The organism is Paracholeplasma vituli (assembly GCF_025446935.1).
Lineage (GTDB): Bacteria > Bacillota_I > Bacilli_A > Acholeplasmatales > UBA5453 > Paracholeplasma > Paracholeplasma vituli.
Genome location: NZ_JAOEGN010000001.1, coordinates 153950 through 168528, shown reverse-complemented (window position 1 = coordinate 168528; position 14579 = coordinate 153950). Strand labels below are relative to the sequence as shown.

Below are 14579 nucleotides of genomic sequence, written 5' to 3'. Positions count from 1 at the left end.
AATACAGGGGGAATGTCATATGTCAATCGTAGATGGAAAGAAAGTCAAACTGTTTAGTTTGGCATCCAACAGAAAATTAGCAGAAGAAATCAGTGAGGAATCTAGAATTCCACTATCTGAATGTGAAGTCACACGCTTCGCCGACGGCGAAATCGGTGTGAACATTACCGAATCGGTGAGAGGACATCATGTCTTCTTAGTTCAACCTACTTCTAAGCCGGTCAATGACCACTTAATGGAAGTTCTTATTTTCACAGACGCACTCAAACGCGCATCCGCAGCGAGTGTAACCATCATCATGCCATACTATGGGTATTCAAGACAAGACCGTAAAGCGAAGTCACGTCAACCCATCACAGCGAAGTTAGTCGCTGACTTACTTCAAGTTTCTGGGGTTGACCGTGTGATTTGTATCGACTTACACGCAGCCCAAATTCAAGGTTTCTTTGATATCCCAATTGACAACTTCCCAGGGATGCCACTACTCGCATCTTACTTCTTAAAATTAAAACTCGAAGACGTTACCATCGTATCACCAGACCATGGTGGTGTGACCAGAGCGAGAAGCTTTGCGAAGTTCTTCAATGCACCGATCGCGATCATCGACAAGCGTCGTCCGGAAGCGAATCGTGCTGAAGTCATGAACATCATCGGGGATGTTGCAGGTAGAACCTGTATCATGGTCGATGACATCATCGATACTGGTGGAACACTCATGGCCGGCGCACAAGCTTTAATCGAAGCGGGTGCGAAAGATGTTTATGTGGCTGCCACTCATCCACTCTTCTCTAATAATGCCATTGCGCGTCTACAAGAATCAGTTATTAAACAAGTCGTCGTTACGAACACTGTCGTCATCGAAGACTTGAAGAAATACAATAAAATCACTCAACTATCTATTGGTCAGCTTTTAGGTAAAGCTGTCATCAACATCATTGATGATGAACCAATCAGCCAAATCTTTGAACGTATTTACGAATCCCATAAAGAGGAATAATGAAACTCATCGTTGGTTTAGGTAATCCCGGTAAAGAATATGTCCACACGAGGCACAATGTCGGGTTTGAAGTCTTAGACCTTTTGTCCGAAAGTCTAAGTGCACCCTTCAAACTCGATAAAGCCTTTAAGGGATTTATAGCCACAACAACCGTTGGTTTGGAAAAAGTGATTTTATTAAAACCTACAACCTTCATGAATCTCTCTGGTGAATCGGTGATTGCAGTATCACAGTTTTATAAAGTCCCGTTAGAAGATATACTAGTAATCTACGATGATATCGCTTTAGATGTGGCACGATTAAGACTACGAGAAACCGGTTCGGCAGGCGGACACAATGGGGTTAAGAGCTTGATTGCACACCTAGGCACCCAAGCATTTAAGCGAATTCGTGTTGGTATATCTGGCACTGATAAATCGCTTCATTCACACGTTTTAGGCAAATTCACGAAAGATGAAATGCCACTTATGCAAATCAGTTATCGCCACGCAGCGGATGCCGCTAAAGATTTTATTCAAGGGGCAAAGTTCGTGGATATTATGACCAAATATAACACCCCGGGGGTCTCCTAGACCCTCCGGTTTTTCACGTCTTGAGGTGACTTATGATGGCATTTTTAAACTACTTTAAAAACTTAATCCCAAACCAAACCATCCTTCAAACGAATAAGGATTTGGTAATCAATCAAACGAATGATCCCTACAATATGACGCTCATCGCGGCGGATTTTTTAGAGAACAATCATTCGATTTTTGTTGTACTACCAAATCTATACATGGCTCAACAGTATTACGATGGACTATCTAATTTACTATCCAATGAGGATGTTTTGTTCTACCCTTCGGATGAGGTATTAACCTCGCTTTTAGCACTCACTTCTATAGAGTTTAAGATTGAACGTATTTATACCATTGGGACTCTTCTTAAAGGGAAGAAGAAAGTCATCGTAACCCACCAAACTGCCGTCATTAAAAAACAACGAAGCCCACACGCTTGGGAAGAAGGCAGTCTTACTTTAAATGTAGGAGACCCTACCAATCTAGAGAGTTTCATAAACTACTTAGTGGAACACGGCTACAAGCGTGACTATACCGTCCTTAAGACCGGTGAGTTCGCGGTTCGCGGGGACATCATCGATATTTTCCCGATTGGGTCTGAATCACCTTACCGTTTAGATATTGGGTTTGATGAAATCGAAAAGATTAAAATCTTTAAACCAGACACACAAATATCGTTTGGACAAACCGATCAAATTCATATCCTACCGATGAACGAACTCTTTTTCAACGACACCGAAAAAGAACTCGCGGTTGAAAAAGTTGAAGCGTTCATCGCTAAACACAAACTATCCGATTTGGAATCAAAGAAGTTTAACCACGATCTAGATAAGCTTTATCAAAGAATGGATTTGGATGCGTTAACGTATTTAACCCCGTTCTTTAAGGATTCAGAATATACCGTCCTCGATTTCGCAGCCAAACGTAAAATCTATATCGTTGATAAACATAAGATGGCTAAGAACGATGACCGGATGTTATTAGACTTAGAAGAATACGTCAAAACTTATCATGGAAGAACCTTTTTAAGTATCCCATTCTATCAACCATTAAGCCATATTTATAACTACCCACATATAGAGATATCTGGGTTTAACCCAATCAACGTGACGACCGCTTTATCCGTACACGCTCGTGATGAAATCACTTATCAAGGCAACTATGACGCTTTCATTGAACGTGTAGCTAAAGAACAAGATACTTACATCATTTCAATTGCTCAAGAGTTTAGACTTCATAAGCTTAAAGAACTCCTTGAAAGTAAAGACATCACTTACATAGTTGATCCTACTGTGATTGAACCGAAGTGCGTCAATATTTTATATGGGCCTTCTTTATTCGCCTTTGATTTGGTTAAACACGGCTTCCATGTTCTAAATGAATCGGATATTTTTGATTATAAGAACAATAAAAGAAAAATCCGCTATAAATCGGTTATGTCTGAAGCGATTAAGATTAGCGATGTTACCGATTTAAAAGTAGGCGACTTTGTTGTGCACTACGATTACGGAATCGGGAAGTACTTAGGGTTAAAATCAATGGAACTTTCAGGTTCGATGCGTGATTACTTACACATCGCCTATCAAGGTACCGATTATTTATACATTCCTGTCGATCAAATTGAAAAAGTATTAAAGTACTCCTCTAAAGAAGGTCATGAACCGAAGTTAACACAACTCGGTACGAACTCGTGGGCCAATACGAAGAAGAAAGTGAAATCGAAGTTGAATGATATCTCTGATAAACTCATCGCTTTGTATTCAGAAAGAGAACAAGCGAAAGGGTATGCATTCCTTAAAGATAATGAAATCCAACAACAATTCGAAGCAGCTTTTGAATTTGATGAAACGATGGACCAATTAAAATCGATTGAAGCCGTTAAACAGGATATGGAATCACAAAAACCGATGGACCGCTTATTAATCGGAGACGTCGGTTATGGGAAGACCGAAGTCGCGATGCGTGCTGCATTCAAAGCGGTGATGTCCGATAAGCAAGTCGCGTATTTGGTGCCTACGACAGTACTTGCGAGACAACATTACTACGCTTTCAAAAAACGTTTTGAACCCTTTGGAGTGACCGTAGAACTGCTTTCGAGGTTTGTTACGAATAAGGAGCAAACCGATGTTTTAAAACGCTTAAAAGCGGGTTTAGTAGATGTCGTCATTGGTACGCACAGATTACTATCGAAGGATATTGGATTTAAAGATTTAGGATTACTCATCATTGACGAAGAACAACGTTTTGGTGTAGAACACAAAGAACGCATCAAAGAGATGCGTGTCAATGTAGACTGCTTATCTTTATCCGCTACCCCAATCCCACGTACTTTACAAATGGCTTTGATGGGCATTAAAGATTTATCCATGATTGAAACACCACCACTCAACAGATACCCGATTCAAACCTATATCGTTGAACGTCATGACGCGGTTATCAAAGAAGCTATTGAGCGTGAAATATCGCGCGCTGGTCAGGTTTTCTACTTATATAACCGTGTTCTAGATATGGAATTAATGGTAACAAAGATTAAGAAACTCGTTCCAGAAGCGAAGGTTTGTTTCGCTCACGGGAAGATGTCTAAAGAACAGATGGAAGACGTCTTATCAGACTTCATTGACCGTAAGTACGATGTATTGGTTTCTACAACCATTATCGAGACCGGAATCGACATACCAAACACCAATACCTTACTGATTCACGATGCCGATCAGCTTGGTTTATCACAACTTTACCAAATTAGAGGTCGTGTCGGTCGTAGCGATAAAATCGCCTATGCGTATTTGATGTATGGTAGAGGAAAACACATGAGCGAAGACGCTGAAAAACGCCTAAAGACGATTCAAGACTTTACGGAACTTGGAAGTGGATTTAAAATCGCGATGCGCGATTTATCAATTCGAGGTGCAGGCGATATTTTAGGCGGCGAACAAAGTGGGTTTATCGATACCGTCGGTATGGATATGTATCTAAAACTCTTAGAAGAAACCATCGATGAAAAACGCGGGATTAAAAAACCTGAAACCAAAGAAGTGATGGACATTCCATTATCCAATCGACACATTCAAAATGAATACATTGAAAACGATGAGGTTCGTGTCGCGATTCATAAACGAATCGCGGAGTTGAATACGTTAAATGACGTATCGAATTTACGCATCGAACTTCAGGATCGTTTTGGTCAAGTGGATCCGAACTTAGTCGAATACATGCTTGAAAAAGTCTTTAAGAAACTGATCAGTAAATTAGGTGTTGAAAAAACCATTAAAACCAAAACCGATGTGACATTGATTCTATCTTCAGAAGCCTCCAAACGTGTAAATGGTCAGTCCTTATTTCTCGCAACCTCGATGGTGGATGCGTCCTTGAAACTAGCCTATTTTCATGATCGTGTTCAAATCACGCTCATCATTCAGAATCAACAAAAACATTATCTTGAATCCTTTATTGAATATTTAGCAATTGTTACACAACATCTGTGATACGATATAAAAGTAGAAGTAATATAAATAAGGATGATAAAGATTATGACGAGCAATGTAATTAAGAGTGGTGTTTTAGATATCATTCAAGAGAAGTATCAAAACGACACAATTCTATTGGTTGTGACTTCAAGAGACAACGTGCCTTCCGTGCGTTCTGTAGACAGCTTTTATCATGACGGTTCCTTTTGGATTGTTACCGATTTAAGATGTAATTATGTCAAAGAAATTCAAAATAACCCTTACGTAATGATATCTGATGGCGGACATAACCGCTTTTGGTGTAAAGGTGTCATTGCAGGACACCCATTAGATTTTAAAAACGCTTCGATTCGTAATGTCTATCTAAAGGTCTTTGAACCTTGGTATAAAGAAGTAAACAATGAAGATTTAGAAAGTGTATGTTACGTCAAAGTGACCCCCTATAAAGGCTATGTACACAAGAACAAGATTGGCTATAAGTTCAATATCACCGATGACTCTGTGGTGGTATCCGATATTAAGCATCACATCGATGTCAAACTCGAACCATTTTGGTAATCATACTTAAATAGAATACAACGAAACACCAAATCTCATTTCACTCTCGTTAAGACTTAGTTAAAGAATTGGTGTTTTTCAATGCTGTATTAAATCTAGTGATATAATATGGTAAAGAGATAAGGGGAGATACTATGGATTTAAACGCACTCGCACTCAAAGCCAATTCAGGGGATTTAGATGCGTGTTATGATCTCGCGATGCTTTACAAAACAGGGAAAGTCGTTTTACAAAATGATCAAGTGTATGAAAAATACATTAAATTAGCGAGCGCGAAAAACCACCCCAAAGCCCTCCTTGAACTTGGATTTATTCTCGTTTCAGTAGGGAAAATTGAAGAAGGTATCGATAAGATTAAACTCTCAGCTAAAAAAGGCCATTTAGAGGCTAATTTTTACTGTGGTCAAATCTATTTTGGGACACTTTATAATCAAGTCCCTAACTATAAAGTCGGTTATAAATACTTTGAAACCTATATGGCGGAATACGAACCTCAAACCTTCGTGTATTTGAGTGAATTTGATCCGCGCTTATACGCAACAGATGGGGAAATTGAAAAAATCATCGCTTTATATGAAAAATACGCCGTTCCGATGGGACTTTATCACGCCGCTTTATATCATCTCGAATCTAAAAAACCAAATTATGAGAAAGCCATTGACGATTTAAACATCGCCCATAAGAAGGGACATCTTTTGTCAACGTATCAACTATTCCTTTTATATTATGATGGGTCTAATCATTATAAAGACTTTAATGGTAAAGACATTCAAAAAGCAACCATGTATTACGTCTTACTCATCAACAATAACTTCAAGCCAGATCATGTGAATACTTTAGAGAGAAAAAGCTTTATGCCACCAAAGGGTGGATACTTAGATACCATATTCGATTACCAAAAGTATATTGAAGATTATAAAGCCTATGTATTTCAGTCTGTTTCGTACGATCCGAACTTCTCAACCACTATTAAAGACCTAAAGATTTTTCCTGAAATGATTCTAAGTTCGAAACCACTCATGTTTTATTCAGGTGTACTCGATATATATAAGGAAAAGCCGAAAAAGAAAATAACACCCGAAGTGATTCAAAAAGAAGTGAAGTATCAAAACTTTGAACAAAGACCGGAACCTAAAATGGGTGTCTTAACTGAGCGCGGCATTTACAGTAAACTAAATGTTCCACTCGGTATTTGTGTATTTGAACCATATGAATCTGAAAAACACATTCACGAACAGCTTCAGAAAGCGTTGGAGGCAGAGAAGGCTAAAGTCAAAGACCTTTTGGTCGATACGAAAGTCGATATGGATTACGCTTATTTATTCCACCCATCCTTAAGACTCAGATTCAAATATCTAGATGAAACCTATGAAACAAAATTGACTCTAGAGGATATTCAAAAAGGGGTATTACTCGATGGTCCTGTTAAAAAAGAAGTAGAAAAGAGTATTCAAAAAGTACTGAAGTCAGATACTAAACCAAAATCGAATCTCTATTTGATTTTCAATATACTTTTATTGTTATCGCTTTGTGCAATGAACTTCTTATACTTTGATAAACTCGCTTCACCGATGAACTTTGTCATGGCTGGTGTATCCGCACTATTTATGGTTGTCACGTATTTATTCAGTAAATTCTTACCTAAACGTATCACTACCTATACCAAGAGTGAACTCATTAAATTGAATGATGCGTTAGACTTTAAGAAAGCTTTGAAGGTGAGAACACAAAATCAAATGAGAAAGGGATTACCGATTTTACTACAAATTTTAGGTACATTTGTAGCACTGCTATTCGTAGTTGAGGTATACATTAATCTAATTCCATTCTTATAAAGTAAAAGGTTCCTAGAGATAGGACCTTTTTTCTAAGTATAGTAAAATAAGGTACTTAATTAACAAAAACGTCTTTTTTGAACATAGAAAAATCATGACATGTATTATAAATGAGCAAAAATCGTAAAAACAAGGTACAAAAAATGGTTTTTAATCAAACACATAATATTTTTTGTAGATTTATCTTGCTTTTTTATTACATTTTTGTGACAATATATCCATTGGAGGATTTTTGAAACTATGTATACCCGTGAAGACATTTTAAAATTAGCGAAAGACAACGATGTAAGGTATGTTAGATTGCAGTTCACCGACATGCTCGGAACTGTGAAAAACGTAGAAATCCCAGTAACAAACTTACACAAAGCATTAGACAATGATGTGATGTTTGATGGTTCATCCATCAAAGGATTTGTCCGTATCGATGAAGCAGATATGTACTTATACCCAGATTTAAACACATGGCTTGTATTAGAATGGGAAAAACCCCCATTTGGTAAAGTTGCGCGATTGATTTGTGATGTTTATAAATCAGACCGCACACCGTATGAGGCCGATCCAAGATTTGTTTTAAAGAAAAATTTAGCTGAACTTAAGAAACTTGGTTTTGATAAGTTCAATGTTGGCGTCGAACCAGAGTTCTTTTTATTTAGGTTAGATTCTAATGGTAGACCAACCATGGAGTTTTCCGACATGGGTGGGTACTTTGATTTATCCCCTATTGATGGGTCTGAAGACGTTCGTAGAGACATCGTTCTTGAACTTCAAAAGATGGGCTTTGAAATGGAAGTATCGCACCATGAGGTTGCGTATGGCCAACACGAAATCAATTTCCATTTTGATAACGCATTAGAGGCTTGTGACAACATCCAAACTTTTAAAGTATTGGTCAAGAATGTCGCGAGACGCCATGGCTATCACGCTACATTCATGCCAAAACCAGTTCAAGGCATTAATGGATCGGGAATGCACTCTAATTTATCCATTTCTGATAAGGCTGGTAACAATGTATTCTATGATAAAGATTCTGTGAATGGTTTAAGCAAAACTGCGCTTCACTTTATCGCAGGTGTTATGAAACATGCACAATCATTTGGATTAATATGTAACCCTATTGTAAACTCTTATAAGCGCTTAGTACCTGGTTATGAAGCCCCAGTTTATATTGCGTGGAGTGATTCAAACAGAAGTACCATGATTCGTATTCCAGCAGCTAGAGGTAAAGGTCAACGTATTGAAGTCCGTTCTGTAGACCCATCTGCGAATCCGTATTTGGCGATGTCAGTTTTACTAGCTGCCGGCTTAGATGGTATTCGTAATGAAATTACAGCATTAAATCCACTAAAGAAAAACCTATTTAAAATGTCTGACGCAGAAAGACGTCGTATGGGAATCAAAAACTTACCTGAAAACCTCAAAGAGGCGATTGATTTCTTCGTTGACTCTCCATTAATGAAAGAATCTTTAGGTGATGAGTTATTTGAAAAGTTCCTTGAAGCGAAAGTGCGTGAATGGGATGAATACAAAGCACGTATTACCCCTTATGAACTAGAAAAGTATTTACCAATTATCTAAAAAGTGATCGACAAATGCGAGATGTAAGCGCATTTGTCTTTTTCTTTTGGATGTTACATTGAACAATCCCCTTTATCTATGATAAAATCACAATTGGTTTTGAATACTTCATAGGGGGATAGACATGCAGACACTCGTAGTTGTAGGAACACAATGGGGCGATGAGGGTAAAGGTAAAATAACAGACTTCTTAGCTCAAAAAAGTGATTTAGTAGTCAGATATCAAGGTGGTAATAACGCAGGCCACACAATCGTACTTGATGGTGTGAAATATGCACTCCACACGATACCATCTGGTATTTTGAATCTAAAGATTGATAACGTACTCGCGAACGGGATGGTCATTAATCCAAAAGCTTTATTAGAAGAACTCAAAAAATTAGAAGGCAAACAATACTCTATTCATATATCGGATAAAGCACACATCATCATGCCTTATCATATGTCCTTTGATTCGATCCGCGAATCCCAACTTAAACAAAAAATTGGAACCACTAAAAAAGGGATTGGACCAGCTTATACTGATAAAGCAGAACGCAGCGGTATCCGTATGGGTGAGTTCGTGGACCCGATTGTCTTTAAACATAAACTTCAAGAGGTCTTAGAATATAAAAATCAATTAGCCGATTTATATGGTATCGAACGTTTTGATTTCGATTCTATGTACGCTGAATATAGTAACTACGCACAATTATTAAAACCCTATGTAGAAAACACCTCCAAATTCGTCAATGAAGCGATATCCAAAGGTAAGAAGGTATTATTTGAAGGGGCTCAAGGGACACTTTTGTGTCTTGACCATGGCACTTATCCATTTGTTACCTCTTCCTCACCAACCGCCGCATCCGTACCGATTAACGTAGGCATCGCACCCTGGCTAATTCATGGTGCAGTTGGCGTGACAAAGGCTTATACCACCCGTGTCGGTGAAGGCCCGCTTCCTACTGAATTATTTAATGAAATCGGGCATAATATTAGAGAAAAAGGCCATGAATATGGCACAACTACAGGACGTCCTAGACGTGTGGGTTGGTTAGACCTTGTATTAATTAAGCATGCGAAACTATCTGGAGGATTATCTGGACTAGCAGTGACTTTATTGGATGTACTATCGGGTTTACCAGAGATTATGGTTTATATCGGCTATGAACTAGATGGTAAAATCATCGATGAAGTACCGAGTTTAATCGGTGATTTCGAAAAAGTCAAACCGATTTATACGACACTTAAAGGTTGGTCGGAAGATATTACAGACGTAAAATCCTACGATGACCTCCCAATTAACACGAAAAATTACCTTAGATTTATCGAACAAGAAACAGGTATCCCAGTGGTTATTTTCTCAGTTGGACCGGATCGAAATCAGACCATTGAAGTTAAGAATATATTCTAAAAGCGCACGGTTGCGCTTTTTTATTTTGTTCGAAAAATTAACAAAGAATTTTAAAAATCGAACAATTATGGATGCTCTGCGACTTATATAGACAATTTAGTTAAAAACGGGCCCCATGTAAAAAGCCTAAACGGTGGTTATTAAGAAATACATAAAAGAAATCGGTATCGTCTTAATGGCTTTACAATGAGGTATCATAAAACAAATATGAACTTATCGAACAATTGTAATCGATTGAAATATTTGTGAAGAGACTATCATATTATTTATGTGATAAAATTAAGAATCGTCTTAAATATTGTACCATTTTTGGGTCATTTATTACGATTTACTGGAGCAATCGATAAAACTCTGTGATATAATCATAGTGTGACTAATTTAGGTAAGTTAAACCTAATCCGAAATCTTAAATAAATATTACGGGAATACTATGCGATTTCACTGAAATCCTTAACTTCTAGTGATATAATGTGATTACGCTTTGAATTACAAACAATTATGTGGGGATTACTTGGGAGGGACAAGTATGCCAGTTAAAAACAGCCATCGGCAATATCTACGCGACTTTGCTAAGATGTGCACAGACGCTTTACTCATTTTTGCATCCTATGTCATTATGATCTTGATATTTATAGCAATTCAAGTCGATTATGACATCGAGCTAAGAACTTTAGCGATTGCTTTACCATTTGTTATTGTATTTAAAATCTTATTTATGAATTTTGCAGGCATATACAAAATGCTTTCCAAACACGTTGGATTTGAAGACGTCATGCGAATCGGATTCGCTGCCGTCATCAGCAACATCATTCTTGTCATATATATAGCGATTTCTAATCACTTATTTATGTATAAGACAGCGTATATTTTGATTACACCTATTGAAATTCTCATTTTAACCATACCAAGAGTCTCTAACCGTATTCGTATCTTTTTTAGAACAAATTTCTTCGTAAATATGAATGAAGGTAAACGCACACTTATAATTGGTGCTGGGTCTGCCGGTGAATTGGTCCTTAAAGAACTCTATAGAAATAAAGACTTATCTAACCATCCAGTTGCTTTCGTTGATGACAATCCTAAAAAGATTGGCAATCGATTAAGCGGGATTTTAATTGTTGGTCCAATCGAGCAAATTGGGCAATTTATTGAAGATTACAACGCAGATGAGATTGTCTTAGCGATTGCAGATTATCCTATCGATAAATTAAACTGGCTTGTTAACGAAGTAGCGAAATACAAGATAAAAATCATGAGATTGATGTCTTATAGTGACGTGGATAAGGCTCCTAAGATTGTGAACGTTAAGGTAGAGGATTTGTTAAATCGTCAAGTCATTCATTTGGATAATGAAGGTATCAACGACTTCATTAATGGTGAAGTGGTTATGGTTACTGGGGGCGGTGGTTCGATTGGCAGTGAGTTATGTCGTCAAATCGCAGAACTTAAACCAAAATTATTAATCATTTTTGATATTTACGAAAATAACGCCTATGAGATTCAACAAGAACTTTTAAGAAAGTATACAAAGGAAAGTCGTTGTAGCGACTTAAACTTAATTGTACGTATTGGATCTGTATATAACAAAACCAGACTTGAATCTATATTCAATGAATTTAGACCAACCATTGTATTCCATGCGGCGGCATATAAGCACGTACCACTCATGGAAGACAGTGCAGTTGAAGCAGTAAGAACCAATGTCATTGGTACTTACAACGCAGCCGAACTATCCAATAAATATGGTGTTAAGAAGTTCGTATTGGTTTCATCCGATAAAGCCGTTCGCTCTACCAATGTAATGGGTGCAACCAAACGTTTTGCTGAACTCATCATCCAAAATCATCAAAAAGAAAATAAAACCAAATTCTCGGCGGTACGTTTCGGAAACGTACTTGGTTCGAATGGATCCGTTATTCCATTATTTAAGAAACAAATCGAAGATGGCGGTCCAGTAACTGTAACACACCCGGAGATTACACGTTTCTTTATGACAATTCCTGAAGCGGTTAGTCTGATCTTACAATCAGCGGTTTATGCTGAAGGTGGAGAAGTATTTATTCTAGATATGGGCAAACCAGTTAGAATTGTTGAACTCGCAGAAAAGATGATTTCATTAGCAGGATTAGTACCTAATAAAGACATAAAAATAGAATTTACTGGATTACGGCCTGGTGAAAAACTATATGAAGAGCTTTTAGTCGATCACAATTACAATGATCACAAGGCTACCGATAACGATAAGATTTATATCGAGAAACAAAAAAATGTGAATGACCAAGAACTCACCATTCAAGAAATCGTCAATACATTTGAACAAAAGACAAACGAAGAAGTTAAACAAATGGTTTCGCACGTCGTAAAAACCTATAAGGTGAACGGGCATTTAGACGTCTAATAGGAGGCACAATTTATGTGCGGTATTGTCGGATATATTGGGAACAAAGAAGCGAAAGATGTTATTTTAGATGGATTAAAAAGACTTGAATATCGTGGTTATGACTCAGCAGGTATGAGCCTTTTTAATACCAGATATCAAATCTATGATGTATATAAAGATCAAGGTCGTGTCGATCGTTTGGCACAATCTGTGGAAAACAGTCCACACTCCAATATTGGTATTGGGCATACCCGCTGGGCAACCCATGGTAAAGTCAATAAAGCCAATGCCCACCCCCATTATTCACGTTCCAGACGATTCATTATCGTCCATAACGGGGTAATTGAAAACTATCAACAGCTCAAAGAACAATATCTACAAGGTGTCAAATTTGAAAGTGATACCGATACAGAAGTCATTGCACAATTAATTGAAACCTTCGCAGGTACTCTAAACGTTGAAAATGCGATATTAACTACCCTCCGACTACTCCGAGGGTCTTATGCATTGCTTATTTTAGATCAAAACAACCCTGATCAGTTCTTCGCAGCTAAATACAAGAGTCCGCTCTTACTAGGTAGAGGTAAAGAAGGCATTACAGTCGCTTCTGACTTAATGGCTTTGATTGGTTATAGTGAAGAGTATTTACCATTAGAAGATAAAACATTTGTGGTTGCGAGCCGTGATCATATTCAACTTTATGATATCAATCACGCCCCACTTCAAGCGAAATTTTCAGTCATCGACATGAGTAATGACGATGTCGAAAAAGGGACCTACGCGCACTTCATGTTAAAAGAAATTCACGAACAACCTTCAGTTGTTCGTCGTATAGTTTCCAATTATTTTGATAATGGAAAATCTCGTATTGATGCGAAAATATTGAATGATATCAAATCATCCGACCGCATCTATATTCTAGCTGCAGGGACCTCTATGCATGCCGGTCTGATTGGTAAAAACCTTTTTGAAAAATTAGCTGGTATTCCAGTTGAAGTTCATATCGCGAGTGAGTTTGCTTATCAAAAGCCACTCCTCTCTAAGAAGCCCTTCTTCATCTTAGTTTCACAATCCGGTGAAACTGCAGATTTAAGAGCTTGCTTGGTAAATATCAAGGAAATGAATTATCCAATTCTTACTGTAACCAATGTACCAACATCAACCCTTGCTAGAGAAGCGACCTATTTTTTAGAACTCTATGCGGGACCTGAAATCGCAGTTGCTTCAACGAAAGCCTATGTCGCACAAGTAGGTGTTCTCGCACTACTTGCCTATGAGCTTTCTAGTAAAGACTTTGATATCCGTGATGAATTGACTAAGGTTGCGTTATCGATTGAAAACTTCTTATCTTGTCAAAACATATTAGATGTTACAAGATATCTACTCACCCATAGAAACTGCTTCTTCATTGGAAGAGGATTAGATTACTATACAGGCTTAGAAGCCGCTCTGAAGCTTAAAGAAATCTCTTATATCCAAACAGAAGGTTTCGCAGCAGGCGAACTCAAGCACGGGACAATCGCATTAATCGAAGAAGGTACACCTGTGATTGCCTTAATCTCAGATCCAAAGATATCTCACAATACTCGCAGTAATTTAAATGAAGTGATTGCGAGAGGTGCACGTACCATCAAAATTGTTACGAGTGAGGTTGCAGAACCCGGCGATGAAGTTATTGTTGATTCAGTTCACCCATTACTCACACCGATGGTGATGGTTGTACCGACACAATTACTGTCGTATTATGCTGCGTTAGAACGTAGTTTTGATATCGATAAACCAAGAAATCTCGCGAAAAGCGTTACAGTTGAATAGGAGTA

General features: G+C 37.8%; 9 protein-coding genes. All 9 read left to right on the top strand.

Annotated elements, in window-relative coordinates; translation table 11 throughout:
* Nucleotides 1-19 precede the first annotated feature (19 nt).
* Entirely contained in the window at nt 20-997 is a 978-nt protein-coding gene (locus N7603_RS00765; RefSeq protein ID WP_262095407.1) for a ribose-phosphate diphosphokinase, read from the top strand.
* The gene (gene pth, locus N7603_RS00760) at nt 997-1569 is read left to right on the top strand and encodes an aminoacyl-tRNA hydrolase (protein WP_262095406.1); all 573 of its coding nucleotides are present in this window, start codon (nt 997-999) and stop codon (nt 1567-1569) included. The genes N7603_RS00765 and pth overlap by 1 nt, the downstream gene beginning before the upstream one ends.
* A 32-nt stretch (nt 1570-1601) precedes the next feature.
* Nucleotides 1602-5036, top strand: coding sequence for a transcription-repair coupling factor (mfd, locus tag N7603_RS00755; RefSeq protein ID WP_262095405.1), 3435 nt, complete (start codon nt 1602-1604; stop codon nt 5034-5036).
* A gap of 45 nt (nt 5037-5081) precedes the next feature.
* Nucleotides 5082-5576 (top strand): pyridoxamine 5'-phosphate oxidase family protein, encoded by a 495-nt coding sequence (locus N7603_RS00750; protein ID WP_262095404.1) that lies wholly within the window; start codon nt 5082-5084, stop codon nt 5574-5576.
* A 134-nt stretch (nt 5577-5710) separates the two neighbouring features.
* Nucleotides 5711-7411 (top strand): tetratricopeptide repeat protein, encoded by a 1701-nt coding sequence (locus tag N7603_RS00745; protein WP_262095403.1) that lies wholly within the window; start codon nt 5711-5713, stop codon nt 7409-7411.
* Between the two features lie 240 nt (nt 7412-7651).
* Nucleotides 7652-8986: a type I glutamate--ammonia ligase gene (glnA, locus tag N7603_RS00740; protein ID WP_262095401.1), complete on the top strand. Its 1335-nt coding sequence runs from the start codon at nt 7652-7654 to the stop codon at nt 8984-8986.
* A 124-nt stretch (nt 8987-9110) separates the two neighbouring features.
* Entirely contained in the window at nt 9111-10379 is a 1269-nt protein-coding gene (locus N7603_RS00735) for an adenylosuccinate synthase (RefSeq protein ID WP_262095400.1), read from the top strand.
* A gap of 526 nt (nt 10380-10905) precedes the next feature.
* Nucleotides 10906-12777, top strand: coding sequence for a polysaccharide biosynthesis protein (locus N7603_RS00730; RefSeq protein WP_262095399.1), 1872 nt, complete (start codon nt 10906-10908; stop codon nt 12775-12777).
* Between the two features lie 15 nt (nt 12778-12792).
* On the top strand, nt 12793-14574 hold the full coding sequence (gene glmS / locus N7603_RS00725; protein WP_262095398.1) for a glutamine--fructose-6-phosphate transaminase (isomerizing): 1782 nt from the start codon (nt 12793-12795) through the stop codon (nt 14572-14574).
* The last annotated feature ends 5 nt before the right edge of the window (nt 14575-14579 follow it).

What these genes read in the sequence shown, in the direction of transcription:
- N7603_RS00730 (WP_262095399.1), top strand. Translation starts at nt 10,906, where the DNA reads ATGCCAGTTAAAAACAGCCATCGGCAATATCTACGCGACTTTGCTAAG.
- N7603_RS00765 (WP_262095407.1), top strand. Translation starts at nt 20, where the DNA reads ATGTCAATCGTAGATGGAAAGAAAGTCAAACTGTTTAGTTTGGCATCC.
- N7603_RS00750 (WP_262095404.1), top strand. Translation starts at nt 5,082, where the DNA reads ATGACGAGCAATGTAATTAAGAGTGGTGTTTTAGATATCATTCAAGAG.
- glmS (WP_262095398.1), top strand. Translation starts at nt 12,793, where the DNA reads ATGTGCGGTATTGTCGGATATATTGGGAACAAAGAAGCGAAAGATGTT.
- N7603_RS00745 (WP_262095403.1), top strand. Translation starts at nt 5,711, where the DNA reads ATGGATTTAAACGCACTCGCACTCAAAGCCAATTCAGGGGATTTAGAT.
- N7603_RS00735 (WP_262095400.1), top strand. Translation starts at nt 9,111, where the DNA reads ATGCAGACACTCGTAGTTGTAGGAACACAATGGGGCGATGAGGGTAAA.
- pth (WP_262095406.1), top strand. Translation starts at nt 997, where the DNA reads ATGAAACTCATCGTTGGTTTAGGTAATCCCGGTAAAGAATATGTCCAC.
- glnA (WP_262095401.1), top strand. Translation starts at nt 7,652, where the DNA reads ATGTATACCCGTGAAGACATTTTAAAATTAGCGAAAGACAACGATGTA.
- mfd (WP_262095405.1), top strand. Translation starts at nt 1,602, where the DNA reads ATGATGGCATTTTTAAACTACTTTAAAAACTTAATCCCAAACCAAACC.